The following is an 18,316-nucleotide window of genomic DNA, read 5'->3' as shown; positions in this document are numbered from 1 at the left end:
GACATAATGGAAGGTTATTTGGCATGCTTATTTTTAGCTTACCATACTAAAAATTCTATTTCATTGAAAAATGTTGACAAACTATTAGCTGGTTTTGTTTAAGTACATTCCTTCACATTTTCTCCTTTGTGTTCTTTCGATTTTCTTTCGGTTTTCTCATTAGCGCCAATAATGCTATAACAAAACAGATCAATAGAATTATATTTAGGACCCAACCAAAACTATTAATATACTGCACTACCCTTCCTCCTCAAATATGTTTTGTTCACTTTAGCATGATTAATGTATTAGTTGGTTGTTTTCTACAAAAGAAGATAAAAGGTTACAATTATTTCTATCAAGATCCGTTGGCTGTAATTTATATAATAAAACACCACCCTTCCCCTATTACAAAATGTAGAGAAAGGACGGTGCTTAGCTTTCATTATTTATTTTCGTCAAAGTAAGTTAATGTAGCAACACCAATGTTTTAGCTACAAATAGCATCCCTTATTGAAGGAATGCCCCCGTTAGTTGAAGAAGAAAACTTCATTTTTCAAATCTAACTAAAGTCTTTTCGGGTATTTCAATCTGGTTAATATCAAAGTTATTGATTTGAAGAGTTAACTCACCTTCCCGTTTATCAGTTTCTTCTCCTACCCAACAACTATATAATTCAAAAAAATCACCTTTTTCAAGGTAACTGTCCATAATTTTACATAGTTCTATTAGCTTCTTTTTCGATTCGGTAGACGCTTCTGGATCCATATATTTAAAAATCTGAATTCCCCAATGGCTGGATACTTCATAAATATACGGCGTAGTAAATTGATATTTCTTTACGTTTTGTAGTTCGTCATCACCTGCGAAACAACCGCCAATGTAAAAAAAATCATCTGAGTATTCATGATCATTAATCGGTATTTCTATATTACAGCCAATGTAAGAAGCCAAACTCATTTCCAATTACTCCTTTTAATCATTGTTCAACTCAAGCACCTGTTAGTTAAAAAACATTATTCTTCTTTAATGTTATCACCAGTCACCAATGTATCGTTTATTTGTGTTATGACTGTTCCTTTTGGTAAGCTCGAAACAAATTTATTAAGGGGAAAATATTTCTCCTCATGAAATTCTTTCTTCTACAATCCATATTTCTGTCATATTTGCTCCTAGTTATTTTATTTATACTTTATTATCTACTGTGAATACACCCTTATTAAACTAACCTGCCCGTTTCTTCAATAAGCCCTTCATTCAAAACTAATTCGTCCCTGTTGGCTAAACGCCCGAATGAAATATATATCCTTTTCATAGATGCTGTGTACTATACATTGTTTTCAGACAAAACTACTATATATATGTGAATTTCACTATGTTAAGGTTAAAGGAATTGATTAGACATTTCTTGGTGACCTGACCTTTATAAAGGATCGGGAACTAAGACAGATAAAATGAAGTTGGGGTGAGACCACTTGAATAGAAATATGAACCAGCTGTTTGAGGAACAAAAGAGTGTCCATGTGCTATATTCCTATAATGGAATGGAGCATTACATAGAAAAGGTTGTAAGCTTTATCCAGCATGGTATCTCGGCAGGGGATTACATTATTCTTATAGAAAATGACCGTGTCTACCCAATTATACAAAAAGAACTGAGCAGACGGTTCAATGAGGAACAATTGAGATTCGTTCATCGTATAAACAACTACGATTTCTATTATTCAAGTGGAAGCTACCATCCTCCTGCAATCACTGAATATTTTAATAACATGGTACAGCCGTTTGTAGATAATAAAATCTCATTTCGATCATGGGCACATGTGGAGTGGTCCAGCATGAAAGATCCGCTTCATTTAATTGAGGACTTTGAGAAAATCGTAGACGAAGCTGTTAATACACTTTCGTTTCCATTAATTTGTGCGTATGAAGGAGAGAGGATGCCAGATTACCTTACGACTATTTTGATGGAAACTCATCCATATGTTTTATTTGAAGATGATATCATCATCTCCAAACAATACAAGCAAGCCAATACCGAATGAAAAATAATTAATAATAAAACGCTTAGGGAATTTTTCTAGGCGTTTTATTATTGACAAAGTCCCTGAATTTATCAAAGATCCCTTTTAACTTCTTCTGTTCTACAATTCCTATTGCAATTTATTAAGCACTGATACCTTGCCCGTTCTAGGTCAAATTCAACTATCCTGCCCCTTTAGTTCAATAAGAAAAGCTGCCTTTAATGACAGCTCCAAGCTTACTCCAGTCGGTTCCAATTTACCTCCAGGTTTTAATAATATTCAATTAAAACCCCTTATTCTCCTGCAAATTCTTGTACCTTTAGAAGGCGTTCTGAGTTCTCAGACGGTAGAATTTCTAAAAGTCTTAGCAACAGATCTTTAAAGGAACGCACCTGAAACAATTTATATTCTTACCAGGTAACCTAATCAATGTTTTTCCTTATTCCACTTATAAGGAATTTTTGACCATTCATAAAGTAGAAAAAACAAAAACATTATAAAACAGATAATTAAACTTTCTATCCACGTAACTTTATCTTTAACACTTAATTGCCAAATTGTGTTTGCCATAAAATATAGTAAAGGGAATCTGATGCTTTTCTTAAACATATGCCACCGCCTATATTTATGTTCATTTACCATTATTCAATAGAAACGGATAATTCCCTTCTTCCACTAACCTGCCCGTTTATCGAATAAGAAAAAAGATGCCTGATTAGCAGCTGTTCTTGAACATAAGCACCCATTAGCTTAACGAAGAATTTATTAAAATTGTTCCCCAATAAAGAAAACTCATAATAAAGAACACAGATAAAAATACCGTTAGTGCCTTTGGCAATTTTCCATAAAAATAAATTAAGGCTAATCCTATCAAAATGTGAATGACAGCAAAAAGAAAAATACTCAACTCTTTCACCTCTACCAATAATTGTAACATTTTGTTGATTAGTGAGTATATCTATATTTCATTAATCTGCCCCTTTTGTTCAACAAGAAAAAAGCCGCCTAGTTTGGCAGCTGATCTTGAACATAAGCTCCATTATGTTGAAGAAGACTGACCTTAATTTCATCCCGACTAGTGTTTACTGTTTAATTTGTCTGATTACACTTTTAACAAGTTCCAAAGGGTCATTATCGTCAGAAGGAGTTACCGTAAAGACATAAGAAACTCCCTCTAGATTAATTGCATAGAATTCAAACCTGCCGCCATCTTCACTTTCCTTGAAAGAATAATCCACTAGGATTCCTTCAATTTTTTTTGTTTCAGAATCTGCCTGCAACACTTCGTAATTACTGACCTCTAAAGTAACGAGTCGCTCGCCTTTAAATTCTCCGAACAATATTTTTCTTTCATTAGCATTTTCAATAGCTTCTTTTTGCTTATCCGTTAATTCAACAAGTTTCCCCCTATTTTTTGTATAAGTGATTGTAGCAACTTGTCTGTCTCCAAGTGGCTTACCTTCAAAGACTGGTGGATTCTGAATTTCGGCATAATTAATTTGATAACCGTCCAAGTTTGGAATAACAATGTCCGTTCCCAGTGCTTCTTCCATTTCTTTTGTAATCGATGCAGTTGGGAATTTCTCTTGACCGTCTGCACAACCGACAAGAACTAAAAATGTTAGGACTATGAAAGCCAGTATTTTCTTATACATCTTTCGACCCCTTTGCAACTGGTAGCTTAGAAAGTAAAGTATTTAAAAATTCTTTCTGTACTCTTGAACTCTCACACAACGCCGAGGGGGTTATAAGTTAATAGAGTCCAGAAATGCTCTAATTATCAACACTATTAAGAAATCATTGTCAATAAGATAGCAACTAAAAAATTGGGTGCTCCAACAGCAACCAGAGTAAGCATTCTATTGTACCTTTTTTGCCCTTCAGAACTTGTTTCAGTAGTAAAATTAGCTCTGATTTTATCACCACTTATAAAAACTCCAGAAAGTAATCCTGCTACTAAAAGGCAACCTAATCCAATACCGCCTGAAATCAAAATAAACACATCCAAATTTGTAAAAAAACCAAAGAGAAAAAGGAAAAAAGCTAGTAAAATGCCAATCAAAAAACCTTTTTTCACTTTTTAACATCTCCTTTTTCACTATATATACGGAACAACACCTTAAAGGTTTCGTAACATTAAAAATAATCTATACGAAATTAAATATACCGCTTATTATACAAACCTGCCCCGTTTGTTAAATAAGAAAAAGCTGCCTGGTTCAGCAGCTGATCTTGAATATAAGCACCCTTTAGTTTAAGTATATTTTTTCACAATCTGATAATTAATTTTCATGTTTAACCTCCTCGGTTTTAGGATTACAACTGCATAATTCTGCAAAAAAACCGACTTTAAGTCGGTTTTTTTAATTTTATTTTGTATGTGAAATTGTATTAACAAGTTGGGTCAGTGCTTCGTTGATCGGCGTAACTGAGCGACCAAGAACTTTCTCAAAATCATTGCTTTCAACACCTAGTGAACCGTTCCGAATGCTTTCTTGAATTCCTACTACAATCGGAATCACAAAATCAGGTAAACCTAAGCCTTTCATGACCTCTGCATATTTTTCGTCACTAACTTGTTGTACAGGTACTTCTTTACCCAATACATTACCAAGAGCAGATGCCAATTCTTCTTGAGTTAAAAGAGGACCAGAAAGTTCATACACTGTATTTTCGTGACCGTTTCCAACAAGAACCGCTGCCGCTGCATCTGCGTAATCTTGTTGCAGTGCCCAGCCTACTTTACCTTCTCCAGCAGAGGTTACCCATGGAGCTCCTTTCAAAGCACCTTGAATGCTTCCGATTTCGTTTTCCAAATACCAATTATTACGTAAGAAAGAATATGGGATACCCGTTTTAATGATGGCTGCTTCTGTCGCAACATGAGGAGGAGCCATTAAATTTTTGCTTTCCGTTGCGTTTGCTAAACTTGTGTAAGCAATAAATTTTACCCCTGCACGCTCAGCTGCTTGGACAGCATTAGTATGTTGATGAATTCTTGTTTCATTGTCACCATCGGCAGAAATAATTAATAAGCGATCAATCCCTGTAAAAGCATTATCTAATGTTTCTGGACGGTCAAAATCTCCTTGACGAACTTCCACTCCACGGGACCGAAGTCCTTCTGCTTTCTCTGGGTTTCGAACACTCACTGCTAGCTCACTTGCAGGTATAGATTTCAATAATGATTCTACAACCTTTGAACCTAATTTCCCTGTTGCTCCTGTAATTAATATTTTCATTTTGTATTCCTCTCATTCGGCTTTTTCTGTAACAATACTCATTACATGTAATCATTTTAGTTACATGTAATCAATTTGTCAACATGTGAAAATGCTATTTATTATTTTGTTCATAATTTGGTATAATAAACTTGTAATCAAATTAATTACACGATGAAGAAATAAAATTAAGTAACGGAATAGTTAATATGGGTGGTGATCGAACATGTCCATCAGCAGCCGATTCGCTGTCGGAATTCATATATTGGCTCTAATTGAATTAAATAAAGAAGGAGTAACATCTTCTGAATTCTTAGCTTCAAGTGTTAACACAAACCCAGCGGTGATAAGAAAACTAATGGGAATGCTAAAAAAATCTGGTTTGATAGAGGTCCATCCAGGCATTGCAGGGGCTAAACTCGCAAAAGAATTATCTGATATTACACTGTTCGACGTTTATAAGGCAGTGAATGTTGTACAGGAGAAAGAATTGTTTAGCATACATGAAAGTCCACATCCTGATTGTCTCGTAGGTAGGAACATCCAGAATACAATTGAACCATTATTCGCAGCAGCACAATTGGCAATGGAGAAGGTTTTAAGAAATGTTACTTTAGAAGATGTTGTGAAGGATATTGCTACTAAAGAAAATATCTGTTAAAAAAGGTATTCCAAAGGAATGTCTTTTTTCTTTGTACATAAACTAACCTCCCTCAATAAAAGAAGCGTACACACCCGATTACTCCTGATTTCTTAGATTTTCATAGTTATTTACCTGCCGGTAAATGGGTTTCAATTGGAGGATAGTCACTGAAAAGGATATATTCGGACACGCCGAGAAAAACGAGCTACATCCCTCTAACCAATCTATTACAGAAATTGGTGGAGTAGTAAGAATATGACCGCACTGGTAGATGTCCACATATCTCATGGAGGTCAACCCTCCCATGCCTCACAGAGTCTTCGCTCTCAAATTCCTTCGTCCAACCTTTCCATGAGGTGGATGTCGGCCATGCTGCCCCACAGGGTCCATGCCCGTAATTTAGTTGCTTTGCCGACTAATCCGTGCTTCAATGTCTCCAAAACTATAAGCCAAGAACCATTTCTAATCTAAACGAAACCAGAATTAAGCGGCCAGTTCTGCCTTCTTTGATCCTGCCAAGTGAGGGATATCTTTTAACATCTTTTCTTCACTAAATTCAAATTGCTTTTTACTTATACTAAAGAAAATACGAATCAATTTATTACACAAAGCGATAAGGGACTGCATCTTCTTTAGCGGGTTGTCTGGCCGTTGAGTAAAGTAAGCATGCAGGGCCTTAAAAGCTGAATTTTTGGCAACGAGAATCATGCAAACTCTAAACAACAGAGCCCTTAGCTTCTTCCGTCCTCTCTTGGAGATGGTGGTTTTTCCCTTATGCTTTCCAGACGTATTTTCCTTCAGACTCAAGCCAGCCAGCTTAATAATTTGTCGGGGGTGAGTGTACTCACGTAGGTCACCCACTTCCGCAAAGAAACCAGCGACTGTATCTCTTCCAACACCCTTGATCGCTAACATTTGGGCTACACCTGGAATTTCATCAAGCAGGTAATCTATTTTTCCGTCCAATTCTTCGAATTCCTTCTGAATCAAATCATATTTAGCCAGAAGAGTTTTCAGCTCCATTTTTGCCATCTCAGAGCCTTGGCGAAGTCCGATGGACTGACTCGCTGCTTGCTTTAACTTCCGAATCTTATTAGCACCTACACTTTTTTTTACGGATTTTCTTAAATGGATAAGCAATTCATCTTCTGTGAAATTGGCTATTTCATGCGGTAGAGCATAAAGCCGTAAGAATTGTAATGCAGCCTTGCCCTCCCACTTCTTAAAGACCTTAAGAAATTCCGGAAATACCGGTCAATCCAGTTATGCACCTGGCCCTGGACCGTTTGAAGGTCCTCCGTTAAAAGATCGCGTATTTTCTTTGCCACACGGAGTTCGGCATAAACACCTTGCGGTATGGTAGGTTCGGCGTATCTTCCGTCCTTGACCAGTTGGGCAATGACCTTGGCATCTTTTACATCATTTTTAGTTGGAGAATTATCATCAAGTTCCTTACTTTTCTTTACGTGTAAGGGATTTACAGCTACAAACTTAATCTCGTTCTCTTTTAAAATATGAGCCAGGTTAAACCAATAATGACCTGTTGGCTCCATACCGACAATCACATTCTCCATACTACGTGCTTTCTTCGTTTCCGAAATCCAATGAAGAAAATGCTCAAAACCTTCTTTTGTATTTTCAAAATAACAAGGGGTTCCAAACTCCATTCCCCTGAAATCCTGGGCACGTGCCACATGCTTGAATTTCGCGATATCCACCCCTATAATCAGGGTGTAAGGAGTAATTTGAGCAATCTTCTTATTCTGGTTATAATTCATTTTAAAGCCTCCTGGTATTTGAGTAATGTCCTTTTCGCTTGCCGGCTTCAGGACTCTCTCATTCTACCAAGAGGTTATTTTTTTGTTCAAACTTCATTTTCCTTCATTACAGGAATGCTGCCCCGTTAGTTGAATAAGACATTAATGCTTTGTATTTATCGAAAACAGAACATTTGTTTGTATATAATTAAATTAAAAAGGAAATCTAAATGAGGGTAGTAATTGAAACAAAGCTCAATATTGAAGGCAATAGAGGTTCAAGCCGCGGAAAGTTTTTCGTTCGAGACCGAGATTTTAAGGATGATCCAAACTTTGCAGTAGCAGTTGTAGCCTACGAATGGATCCAGCAACAATGGAGGGAATCTGGCTGCAGGGATTTGATTATTGAGATGGTTACCTGGAACGAGGAGAATGATATTACTGAAATTGTTAAAGAAATCGAGCCGGTTGTTGAGGACGATTTACCTTTTTAAGTAAACAAAAAAGCCAATAATTAAATTGACTTCTTCAATCCACAATTACTGCACTTTCTAAGGAATTCCCCATTTCCAACTTTTGACTTAAAATGAGAATTACCGCAGTTGTCCCAACGTCCAGCTTGTTTATCAGGAAATTCATTATAAATGTAGATTTTATCCAGATCAATATTATCGTAATCGTATTCCATGTAGTCACCTCAGAAGATAATATATCAAACATTACAGAATAAATGAAGGTTGTATATTATTCACAAATTATTACAAAAAGGACGTTGATTTGTGGATGTAATTGAGTTGATGAGAATTAAAAAATGTTAAATCTGATGAACAGTTGAGCTTACTATTCTTTAATACAAAGAGAAAAATGTACTCAAAAGGGGCCAAATAATCTTAATGGTCAATGAAATACCTTTTTTAAGTTAAAGCAAAAAAAGTCAGACCAAACATCTGTTAAATATTGTAATTTAATATGTTATAATTTTACAAAGGAGGTCTAGCCGGTGACTTTTAATAAAGGGTATTTTGGGGGATATTTAGTATTTGTTCTTGCTATGATAATTGTTTATTTTACAGTCCCACGTGAATATGGTTTTTACGCATTGATTTTATTAGCGATCCTATTTGGGTTATATCAATTCTTTTTATTATCAAAAAGAAAAAAATCGAGTAAAAGTTAGAACAAAGCCCTCTCCTACTTTTAGGAAATGGCTTTTTTATTAGTAAACTCTTACTTTCTGAGGAGAAGAAGTTTTAGAACTCAATAGTATAGTTCTAGCACTATCTTTATACAGGTTTACTTGCATTTTTGACCAAAGATAATTAGGATCTGTGTCGGCAGCTGTTGCTCCACGTCTCTTAAAGTATCCGGTCTTTAGTTGAAATTGAATCCATACATTAGCCAATGCTCCTGCAGCCCATCCAACCTTTGGTATTAAGCTTAGAATGGCTTGAGTAACTACTTGAGTCCCTGCTTTCCAGTCTGCTGTAACTGTATAATAATCCCATGATGACCAAACCCAAGAGCAAGTAATAGCATCAATATCGACATCAGTTCCAACACCAGGTTCAAGGGTTTCATCATTAATTGTAATGCGGTACCATCAGCTTCTGTATTTTCTATCAGAGTACTAGCTTTTCCATTAATTTCCTTTAATGTATCCATACCTTTTTGCTGTAATTTACCTACATCAAAACACAAAAAAATCATCCTCCCTTCATAATCGTCATTATTATTCCAATTTTTTTCATTTCAATTCAATTAGTTTGAATATCTGATTCCTGTGACAGTGATTATTTACTAAACAGGAGATTGTGAAGTATTACACTTAAACAAAATTATTCTTAGTTTAAGTGCAGATTGTTTTATTACTCTCAGGCAAAGAGTTAATTTGGGGTCGTTGGGGTCGATTTGGGGTCGAAACTCATCATTAAGCCCCAAATCCTAACCAACTCAATCCGGTTCTCAGTTCAAAAAAGTTGATTTAACAAGGGTTCTTCAAAGTTACCCAAAGTCTTTCCTTTTAGGATAGCCCGCCTCCTAAGCTGTAGGTCGTGAGTTCGAATCTCGCCTGGGACGCTTTCAGAAAAAAACGCCAACAAAAGTTGGCGTTTTTTCTCGTACTTACAAACCAGGATGCCGGGTGTCTAAGGCTTTATAAATCTTCAATAACAATATACGCAGCCTTAACAGGCCCATGTACACCAACAACGAGGTTCATCTCAATATCAGCGGAGTTGCTTGGCCCAGTAATGAAATTAATGCAGGAAGGTGCCAGCTGCCCTGAGTTTACCCTTTCCCTAATGATCCTTGCAGCCTGTGTCATACGCGGGACCAGGGTGCTCTTCGGAATAAGGATGATTGAAGCAGCAGGGAGAAAGCTGACTGTCCGTCCGTGATCCTTACTGCTGAACAAGACTGCTGTGCCGGATTCAGCGAGAGTTATTTCACTGACCGTAATGCCGATGTTGGCATGTTCTGCATATTCAATATTTCTTCCTTCTTCAGAATAATCCCATTCATATACTTCCACTTTCTCTTTTGGCCAAATTTCCTTAAATAGCGGTGTAAGCCCAAACTGTTTATAGCGGTCATCCTTCCAGGTCACAACTGGACCCCCGCCATACTGGGCTACAATTTCTTTAAGCGTTTCCGTCAAATTGGCAGCATTGGTTACAGCAAGATCAGTGTGGATTTTCGTACACTGTGTCTTTAATGCTTCAAGAAGCTCATCAGCATCTGCTTCTTTCAAGACTGCATCCTGCGGGTTATAGCTCCATTTTGGTCTTTCTACTCCAGTAACTCTTTTTTCTCTGCCCAATCTGCCTGCAATTTTATTTAAAAAAGCATCTCGATTCTGAATGGTTCCCTTCACTGCTGTCCGCCTCCTTTCGGCCGGTTTTTGAACCAATCGCGAAACCTTTCTTTATTAGGAGCTGGAAAATCCCTGATTTCTGTCCAGGCCTTTAAGGGGCCTGGTCCCTTTGTAATTTTGTCGCCGGCGGTAAATGGATTCATGGCTGCCGGTGCCAGCTTTGACCCCAGTTTATAAAGGGACGGCGAAGCAGCTCCCAGCCCAAAAGCCTTCATGGTCATTTTTTCCGATATGGGAGCCCTTCCTTCTTTTTCGACAATTACCTGCCGGTGTTTATGAAGAAGTTCATGAAGAGGGATTTTGACCGGACAGGCTTCCGTACAGGCTCCGCAAAGTGTTGATGCATAAGGCAATTCCTTATAATCATCATAGCCGCCTAAAAGGGGTGACAGAACCGCTCCAATCGGGCCTGAATAAATGGATCCGTAGGAATGGCCGCCAACATGCCTATATACGGGACAAACATTTACACAAGCAGCACAGCGGATACACTGGAGAATGGAGTGAAACTCTCCCCCTAAAATCGAAGAGCGGCCATTATCTACTATAACCAGGTGGAATTCTTCAGGACCATCGACATCGAGTTCTTCTTTTGGACCTGTCAGAACAGTAATATAGCTCGTAAGCTTTTGTCCAACAGCGCTCCTTGTCAGCATGCTTACAAGCACTTCCATTTCCTCGTAAGTCGGGACCAGCCTTTCCATGCCCATTACCGTAATTTGCGTCTTAGGCAAGGCAGTGACAAGATCTGCATTGCCTTCGTTAGTCACTAATGTGATTGAACCTGTTTCAGCCACAGCGAAGTTGCAGCCCGTAATGCCAACATCAGCGGTTAAGTATTCGTGGCGCAGCATTTCTCTCGCATGCCACGCAAGTTCTTCCGGCTTTTCTGTGTTCTGATAGTTCAGTTTTTCTGCAAAAACATCACGAATCTGCTCTTTATTCTTATGAAGGGCAGGCGCCACTATATGTGAAGGGGGATCATGGTCGTCCACCTGAAGGATGTATTCCCCCAAATCAGTTTCAATGACCTGGCATCCGGCCTCTTCCAGTGAGGCATTTAAATGAATCTCTTCGGTTACCATCGATTTAGATTTAACTACTTTTCTTGCATTCTTCTTTTCAATTACTTCCCGTATATAGGCAGAGGCTTCTTCAGCAGTTTCAGCAAAATAAACGTGCCCTCCCCTTTTAGCTACATTTTCGCTGAGCTGGTATAAATAAAAATCAAGATTTTCAAGTACATGCTGGCGAATTTCTTCTGATAGCGACCGCCATTCTTCCCAATTTCCAAGTTCTGCGGCAGCATCAAGCCTTCTTGTCTGAAGCCTTTCCTGTGCACCTGAAACTGCCCCTCTCATAAAGGAATTGCTTATCCCGGAATCTACACGATCCTTAAAGTCGTTTGTTCCTATTTTCATAGCCATTTCTATTCCCCCTTTAGAAAAGCGCAAGCACCTTACCTGACACACGAGGGGCAGGCTCTTACGCAAGACAATTATCAACGTTCAAAACTGTCTTTCCTGCTTTGCAAGAAAGCATGACCATTAATGGCTTACCGGCAATTTAACACTTCAGCAATATGCATAACCCTTATTGGTTTTCCCTGCCTACCGATCCTGCCTCCAATATTCATCAGGCACCCTGCGTCAGCTCCAATGAGAATATCTGCTTCTGTCTCCTCTATATGCCCAACCTTCTCATCTACCATTTGTTCAGATATTTGAGCCATTTTCACGGAGAAAGTACCGCCAAAACCGCAGCATTGCTCCTTGCCGGGAAGCTCTTCGAATTCCAGGCCCTTTACATTTTTTAATAACCTCATAGGTGCTTCTTTTACCCCAAGAAGCCTGGTCATATGGCAGGAGGTATGATAGGTGGCTTTCCCTTCTAACTTTGCCCCGACATCGTCAACGTTTAGAACTTCAACGATAAATTGAGTAAGTTCGTATGTCTTTTCAGCAAGCCTTTTTGCTTTGGGTTCCCATACAGAGTCGCCTTTAAAAACATGCGGATACTCATGAAACATATAGGCGCAAGATCCAGAAGGGGAAACAACATATTCTGCATGTTCAAATGCTGTGATCATCCTTTTCATGGCTTCCTTTGATTCCTTCACATAGCCGCTGTTGTAGGCAGGCTGGCCGCAGCAGACCTGTTCATCCGGAAAATCTATTTCACATCCCAGGCGTTCAAGCAGTTCAACAGCTGCTTTGCCTGCATTTCCCTGAAACATATCTACAAGACATGTTGCAAAAAGACTTACCTTCATTCATTCCCTCTCCCAGCTAGATATTGTATTTTTCTACTATCTTACTATAGTTATAATACAAATTGTTGAATTTTTATAAATATTTTAATAATTAGTATAAGTCACCTTACAGATCATATGTCAATGTTTTACTTCCTTTTTTTCATTAAAAAATATGATACAATTATATGATGTTTAAGTTGCTAAAAAGGGAGTTCAAAAATAAATGAAAGTTATCGCCAGTACGCTTAATGCCAAATACATTCATACAAATATAGCGATCCGCTATCTAAAGGCATACGCTCAGCCTGATTTCGATGTGGAATTAGCCGAATATACAATTAAAGATCCGGTAATGAATATCGTTACAGATCTGGTCCGCAAAAAACCTGATGTGATCGGATTCAGCTGCTATATATGGAATATCGAAGAGACCATTAAGGTAATTAAAATGATAAAAAAGATTGACCCCTCCATTCATATTGCAGTCGGAGGACCTGAAGTGACCTATGATGTTGCGGATTGGATGAACAATGTAAAAGAATTTGATTACATTGTTATCGGAGAAGGTGAGGAAACGTTCAAACAGCTGCTGACAGAGCTGAATGGCACAATGAATATGGAAAATGTGCATGGTCTTGCTTTCAGGGAAAATGGCCAGGTTCGTATTAATCCTCAGCGGAATAAGCTGGATTTGCGTGAGCTTCCCTCACCATTCCGATTTGATGAAGATATTCCCCACCTTTCTAAACGGGTCACTTATATAGAAACCAGCCGGGGATGCCCATTCAGCTGCCAGTTTTGCCTTTCCTCTATTGAAGTAGGTGTGCGATACTTCGACAGGGAAAAAATCAAGGACGACATCCGATATTTAATGAGGAATGGTGCAAAAACCCTTAAATTTGTGGACCGCACATTCAACATTAGCCGCAGTTATGCTTTGGAAATGTTCCAATTCTTAATCGATGAACATCTGCCTGGTACTGTCTTTCAATTTGAGATCACTGCCGACATCATGAGACCGGAAGTGATTGAATTTCTAAACAAGGAAGCTCCAGCAGGATTATTCCGATTTGAAATTGGTGTACAATCTACAAACGACTATACAAATGAATTGGTCATGAGGAAGCAGAACTTTAACAAGCTTTGCAGAACGGTCACAATGGTAAAGGATGGAGGGAAAATTGACCAGCATCTTGACTTAATTGCCGGGCTTCCTGAGGAAGATTATGATTCATTCAAAAGAACATTCAACGATGTATTTGCAATGCGGCCCGAAGAGCTTCAGCTCGGCTTCTTAAAAATGCTGAGAGGCACCGGGCTTCGCTTGAGAGCAGAAGATCATCAATATATTTATATGGACCATTCTCCATATGAAATACTTGGAAATAATGTTTTGTCCTTTGATGATATCATTCGCATTAAGCAGGTTGAAGATGTTTTAGAGAAGTATTGGAATGATCATAGAATGGATGCGATTATTGAATATTTGGTTACAAAGGTATTTCCGACTCCATTCGATTTCTTCCAGGAATTCGGCAGTTATTGGGAGCAAAAAGGATGGTCCAGAATCGGCCATCAGCTTGAGGATCTTTTCAAACGTCTTTTTGAATTCCTGGAATCAAAAAAAATTGCTGATTTGGATATAGCAGAAGGCCTTATGAAGTTTGACTATATTTCAAAACAAAAATACAAGCCAAGAAAACCCTGGTGGCAGCCAAGCTTTGAAAAATCCGAGAGATCAAAGCTTTACCAGTCTCTGCTTGAAAATCCAATCCATCTGGGTGAAGGCTTCTTAAGCCTTCAGCTGAATGAAAAAGAAATATACAAACATACCTTAAGTGAAAGATTATCTTTTGATATTGAAAAATATATTAAGGATGGAATAATTGAAAAGAGAGACTCAGTTCTGCTTGCCTATTTCGACTCAAGCTCAGAAAAGGTTTCCATCTTTACCGGCCCTATACATGATTGATAAAACCGGCAGGAATCTGCCGGTTTTTTAACATTTATCCCGATCTTTCTTTTTATCTTTATCACGGTTCATAAATGGCAGCTCATAAAGTTTTCCGGCATTTATATCACCAAACTCCATACCGAATTCTACATTGGCCGAGCCATTTTTCCGTCCTTTTTTTCGTGGTTTATTATGATCCACTAGGCTCTTCCCTCTCTCCCATGCTTGGAGTTGCGGTTAGCCATTTTCATGGGATTCTCGCCCTGGCTGAATTCTGCTGAAAACTCAGATTCCTGCAGGTTCTTTTTAGGCGTCTTGCTGTATTTTTCAACGGCATTATACTCAGCTTTTCGTTTGGCCATCCCAATCTCCTCCTGAAATATATTTCATAGTGCTAAATCCATTGTCAGGTTTAACACAGCTTTATTTTTAGTAAAAAACACAGTTTCATTCCTATCTGAGCCTTCCTTATTTTACAATCATAAATTTTACTGGGGTGCAAAAAATAGAGTAAAAAGGAATGAGCGATATGACTAATAAAAGGAATAAAGATATCAGAAGCATTGGCATTGATGAGACACTTCCACATCAAATAGAAGCACCGAGCTTTAAAGACACAGGCATGAAACTTCAGCCGCCCTTCACGAATTCTTTTGGCGTAACCATTGGGGATAGTTATTATTCTTCGGACAGTTCACCGCTGGAAAACTGGAGCGATGAAACAGATCCTGCAGTGATGGCAGGTGAGGATTGGATTCATCCGACAAATGATATCGGCTGGAATACAACGGAAAACAAAGAACTCCTTGAAAGCAAAAAGCCGCCTCAAGGCTACCCATTCATGCATCCTACTAAAGATGTCAGCCGCGGGACGGATTAATAAGAAAAGCCCAGCCGTATAGGTGAAGGGATACAAAAAAAACAGTCCGGAATAATCTTCCGGGCTGCTTTTTTAGCCAATAATAACACGCTCTTTAGGATAATGAAAATTCGGCTGTTTTTCTTTGCCGCCTATAATAAATAAGAAGGAAGTTAATCCAATTCTTCCAATAAACATTAAGGCCATTATGATACATTTTCCGATCATTGATAATTCCGGTGTGATTCCTAACGATAGCCCCGTAGTACCAAAAGCTGAACAGACCTCGAAAATGATTTCAATTAGCTCCATCTGCTTTTCTGTAATGCTTAAAATGACTACAGAGAGAAAACACATTCCAATAGCTAGCAATGTGATAGCAAGAGACTTCAGAATATCATCTTCATGAATTTCTCTTTTAAATATTTTTATATCCCGATTTCCTTTGGCAAAGTGATATATAAAAAGGATATTCACTGCAAAGGTAGTCGTCCTGATGCCACCACCGACAGAACTCGGTGATGCCCCGATGAACATTAAAATACTCATTATGATGAGAGTAGGCATTGTAAATTCATTAACATCCATCGTTGATAAACCGCCGCTCCGGGTGGTAGCAGATTGGAAGAAGGAATAAAAGAAGCTTTCATGCCAATTCATGTCTTTGAAATATTGATTGAATTCCAGGATGAGCAAAATAACCGTACCAAACACAAGAAGGGCGGCGTATGTAACGGTCGTCAATTTTGCAAATAAAGAAAAGCGAAAAGATGGTTCCTGGTCCCATTTATTCCTAAATAGATATTGCTTTAATTCGATAAGAACAGGAAAACCTATAGCTCCTAAAGTAATCAGAATAATATTGATCAGCTGCACGAAATAATCGCCGGCATATGGTTTAAGAGAGGCTCCTGTTATATCCATGCCCCCGTTGGTTGTTGCACTGACAGATGCAAACAGCGCATGCAGGAATGCGTCATCCCATGCAGGATAATATTTAAGAAAATGAAAACCCAATATGAGCGCACCAAGCGTTTCAATCACTAATATAATTTTAATGATTTCTTTTACTAAATTGACCAGGCCGGACAAGGCATATTGATTATGATCAACCATGATGAGGCGGCGCCCTCTTAATCCAATCTTGCGGCCCAGCAGGAGCCAAAAGAATGTGCCAAGCGCCATGATCCCTATTCCGCCAAACTGAAGGACAAACATGATGACAAAATAACCAAAAACACTATATGTTGCCGATATATCAACTACAGAAAGACCGGTCACACTTACTGCACTGACAGCCGTGAAAACCGTATCAATAAATGCAACCTCCACTCCTGGTTTATGTACAGCCGGTATTTTTAATAAAAGTACCGATACAGATACTGCCAATAAATAATATCCGGATATTACTTGGGCAGGTGTTAGTTTATCCAGCCAATTTCTTACGTCTTTCCACATATCATACCTGTCCCCTTCAAAATTTTTCTAACCCTTATCATAATGAATATACCCGGTTTTTAAAAGGGATATTAGAAAATTCGCAGGAAGTTTTTTATTTATATATAATAAAGTCAAAAAATCAAAGGGAGATATGACATGTTGTTGCCTGACCTGGCTGAAAAAATTATAGCTGAAGTGCGTCAGTTTCTTCAGGAAGATATCATAGTTGCCAATACCTGCGGGGGGATCATTGCAAGTACAGATGCAGGCAGAATAGGCAGTTTTCATGAAGGGGCACTGATTTGCATAAAAAATAAAGAAAAGCTGATTATTACCAGGGAGGATCAGTCGCGCCTTCAAGGTGTAAAAGCCGGCATTAATCTGCCGATCTTTTTTAAAGGGGAAACAGTTGGTGTTATTGGCATAACCGGAAACCCCGATAAAATTTCCCCATTCGCGGAAATCATCCGCAAACTAACAGAGTTATTTATCAGTGAGAGTTACTTTGCAGAGCAGTTCGATTGGCAGGCTCGTGCACTGGAAGGTTTTATGTTTGACTGGCTGCAGGCAAAAGAATGGGATCCTGCCTTCAAAGAACGGGCTCATCTTCTGAAAATTAATCTGGCTGTGGACAGACAGGTTTCCATCGCAGAATTCAGGCAAAATAGCCAATTGCTTCATAGGGATCCTTGGAATAGAATTTTATCCTGGAAAGAAGCGGGTCCGCATGATATTCTAATTCGCTGGGGAAACAACCGGATTGTACTTTTATCAGGTATTTCTTCAGCAAAAAAAGAAAATAGGTTAAGAGAAAGGGTCACTCGCTTCCATCGTTTTCTTGAAAACCTTTTGGCTGCTGAAGTAAGTATTGGCACCGGTAAACCATTGCCTCCCTTCTGCCTTTCCGACTCATTTATGCAGGCAGAACGAGCTTTAAAAATCGCAAAAGACCGGGACACCATCATATTTGATCAGGATTTGACCATTGAAATGATATTTGATGATCTCTCTCCAGAAACTAAAAAGGACTTCATTGAAAGAACGATCGGGACATTCATGAATGAACAGGATCTTATGGTAACCCTTCAGGAACTGTTCAGGCAAAATCACTCTTTGAAAAATACTGCTGAAGCTTTGCATATACATATTAACACCCTTCATTACAGACTCAAGAAAATATCGGATCTTTCCGGCCTATATACATCCAATTTGAATGATTTAATGAAATTATACATCGCGATTAAACTTTTAGAGGAAGGCACAAAAAACAATTAAAATATCCATAAATATTTGTATAGTTAACCATAGCAGGG

18 protein-coding genes and 1 pseudogene are annotated in these 18,316 nt (G+C 38.4%); 7 read left to right on the top strand and 12 right to left on the bottom strand.

The window, feature by feature from the left end:
• Positions 1 to 528: 528 nt before the first annotated feature.
• Positions 529 to 939, bottom strand: a complete 411-nt coding sequence (locus DFO72_RS19425; RefSeq protein ID WP_113885660.1) for a hypothetical protein — start codon at positions 937 to 939, stop codon at positions 529 to 531.
• Between the two features lie 515 nt (positions 940 to 1,454).
• Between DFO72_RS19425 and DFO72_RS19420 the strand changes: the two genes are divergently transcribed.
• Positions 1,455 to 2,024, top strand: a complete 570-nt coding sequence (locus tag DFO72_RS19420; protein WP_113885661.1) for an MEDS domain-containing protein — start codon at positions 1,455 to 1,457, stop codon at positions 2,022 to 2,024.
• Between the two features lie 1,061 nt (positions 2,025 to 3,085).
• Here DFO72_RS19420 and DFO72_RS19415 read toward each other — a convergent pair.
• The 3 genes from DFO72_RS19415 to DFO72_RS19405 form a co-directional block, all read right to left on the bottom strand.
• The gene (locus tag DFO72_RS19415) at positions 3,086 to 3,658 is read right to left on the bottom strand and encodes a hypothetical protein (RefSeq protein ID WP_113885663.1); all 573 of its coding nucleotides are present in this window, start codon (positions 3,656 to 3,658) and stop codon (positions 3,086 to 3,088) included.
• A 134-nt stretch (positions 3,659 to 3,792) separates the two neighbouring features.
• Complete coding sequence (locus DFO72_RS19410) at positions 3,793 to 4,080, bottom strand: DUF5316 domain-containing protein (RefSeq protein WP_113885664.1); 288 nt, start codon at positions 4,078 to 4,080, stop codon at positions 3,793 to 3,795.
• Between the two features lie 292 nt (positions 4,081 to 4,372).
• Positions 4,373 to 5,245 carry an SDR family oxidoreductase gene (locus DFO72_RS19405; protein ID WP_113885665.1) on the bottom strand — a complete coding sequence of 291 codons (873 nt, stop codon included), beginning with the start codon at positions 5,243 to 5,245 and terminating at the stop codon, positions 4,373 to 4,375.
• A gap of 205 nt (positions 5,246 to 5,450) precedes the next feature.
• Between DFO72_RS19405 and DFO72_RS19400 the strand changes: the two genes are divergently transcribed.
• Positions 5,451 to 5,885, top strand: coding sequence for an Rrf2 family transcriptional regulator (locus tag DFO72_RS19400; protein WP_113885666.1), 435 nt, complete (start codon positions 5,451 to 5,453; stop codon positions 5,883 to 5,885).
• A 465-nt stretch (positions 5,886 to 6,350) separates the two neighbouring features.
• Here the strand turns inward: DFO72_RS19400 and DFO72_RS19395 are convergent.
• A pseudogene (locus DFO72_RS19395) lies at positions 6,351 to 7,645 on the bottom strand (IS110 family transposase).
• A 209-nt stretch (positions 7,646 to 7,854) separates the two neighbouring features.
• On the opposite strand from DFO72_RS19395, the gene DFO72_RS19390 reads away from it, so the two are divergent.
• Positions 7,855 to 8,118, top strand: a complete 264-nt coding sequence (locus tag DFO72_RS19390; protein ID WP_113883240.1) for a hypothetical protein — start codon at positions 7,855 to 7,857, stop codon at positions 8,116 to 8,118.
• 506 nt (positions 8,119 to 8,624) lie between these two features.
• Positions 8,625 to 8,801, top strand: a complete 177-nt coding sequence (locus DFO72_RS29595) for a hypothetical protein (RefSeq protein WP_166672521.1) — start codon at positions 8,625 to 8,627, stop codon at positions 8,799 to 8,801.
• A 278-nt stretch (positions 8,802 to 9,079) separates the two neighbouring features.
• Here the strand turns inward: DFO72_RS29595 and DFO72_RS19385 are convergent, their stop codons facing one another.
• From DFO72_RS19385 to DFO72_RS19370, 4 genes are all read right to left on the bottom strand, one after another.
• A complete protein-coding gene (locus DFO72_RS19385) occupies positions 9,080 to 9,322 on the bottom strand; it encodes a hypothetical protein (RefSeq protein WP_113883241.1) in 243 nt (80 codons plus the stop codon).
• A gap of 454 nt (positions 9,323 to 9,776) precedes the next feature.
• Positions 9,777 to 10,496 carry a LutC/YkgG family protein gene (locus DFO72_RS19380; RefSeq protein WP_113883242.1) on the bottom strand — a complete coding sequence of 240 codons (720 nt, stop codon included), beginning with the start codon at positions 10,494 to 10,496 and terminating at the stop codon, positions 9,777 to 9,779.
• Entirely contained in the window at positions 10,493 to 11,923 is a 1,431-nt protein-coding gene (locus tag DFO72_RS19375; RefSeq protein ID WP_009331076.1) for a LutB/LldF family L-lactate oxidation iron-sulfur protein, read from the bottom strand. The genes DFO72_RS19380 and DFO72_RS19375 overlap by 4 nt, the downstream gene beginning before the upstream one ends.
• 128 nt (positions 11,924 to 12,051) lie before the next feature.
• Positions 12,052 to 12,768: a (Fe-S)-binding protein gene (locus tag DFO72_RS19370; RefSeq protein WP_113883243.1), complete on the bottom strand. Its 717-nt coding sequence runs from the start codon at positions 12,766 to 12,768 to the stop codon at positions 12,052 to 12,054.
• A gap of 205 nt (positions 12,769 to 12,973) precedes the next feature.
• On the opposite strand from DFO72_RS19370, the gene DFO72_RS19365 reads away from it, so the two are divergent.
• Positions 12,974 to 14,722 (top strand): B12-binding domain-containing radical SAM protein, encoded by a 1,749-nt coding sequence (locus DFO72_RS19365; RefSeq protein ID WP_113883244.1) that lies wholly within the window; start codon positions 12,974 to 12,976, stop codon positions 14,720 to 14,722.
• A 27-nt stretch (positions 14,723 to 14,749) separates the two neighbouring features.
• Here the strand turns inward: DFO72_RS19365 and DFO72_RS29590 are convergent, their stop codons facing one another.
• Together DFO72_RS29590 and DFO72_RS29585 are read right to left on the bottom strand one after the other, a co-directional pair.
• Positions 14,750 to 14,905, bottom strand: a complete 156-nt coding sequence (locus tag DFO72_RS29590) for a hypothetical protein (protein ID WP_166672520.1) — start codon at positions 14,903 to 14,905, stop codon at positions 14,750 to 14,752.
• A complete protein-coding gene (locus DFO72_RS29585) occupies positions 14,905 to 15,066 on the bottom strand; it encodes a hypothetical protein (protein WP_166672519.1) in 162 nt (53 codons plus the stop codon). The genes DFO72_RS29590 and DFO72_RS29585 overlap by 1 nt, the downstream gene beginning before the upstream one ends.
• Before the next feature lie 167 nt (positions 15,067 to 15,233).
• On the opposite strand from DFO72_RS29585, the gene DFO72_RS19360 reads away from it, so the two are divergent.
• On the top strand, positions 15,234 to 15,584 hold the full coding sequence (locus DFO72_RS19360; protein WP_113883245.1) for a DUF3905 domain-containing protein: 351 nt from the start codon (positions 15,234 to 15,236) through the stop codon (positions 15,582 to 15,584).
• A 72-nt stretch (positions 15,585 to 15,656) separates the two neighbouring features.
• Here DFO72_RS19360 and DFO72_RS19355 read toward each other — a convergent pair whose 3' ends face one another.
• A complete protein-coding gene (locus tag DFO72_RS19355; RefSeq protein WP_113883246.1) occupies positions 15,657 to 17,021 on the bottom strand; it encodes a TrkH family potassium uptake protein in 1,365 nt (454 codons plus the stop codon).
• A gap of 138 nt (positions 17,022 to 17,159) precedes the next feature.
• Between DFO72_RS19355 and DFO72_RS19350 the strand changes: the two genes are divergently transcribed.
• Positions 17,160 to 18,278 (top strand): CdaR family transcriptional regulator, encoded by a 1,119-nt coding sequence (locus DFO72_RS19350; protein ID WP_113883247.1) that lies wholly within the window; start codon positions 17,160 to 17,162, stop codon positions 18,276 to 18,278.
• Positions 18,279 to 18,316: the final 38 nt, after the last annotated feature.

This window comes from Cytobacillus oceanisediminis (genome assembly GCF_004366035.1).
Taxonomy (GTDB): domain Bacteria; phylum Bacillota; class Bacilli; order Bacillales; family Cytobacillaceae; genus Cytobacillus; species Cytobacillus oceanisediminis_C.
Note: the sequence above shows the minus strand (reverse complement) of the source record. Positions and strands in the feature narration are given on the sequence as shown.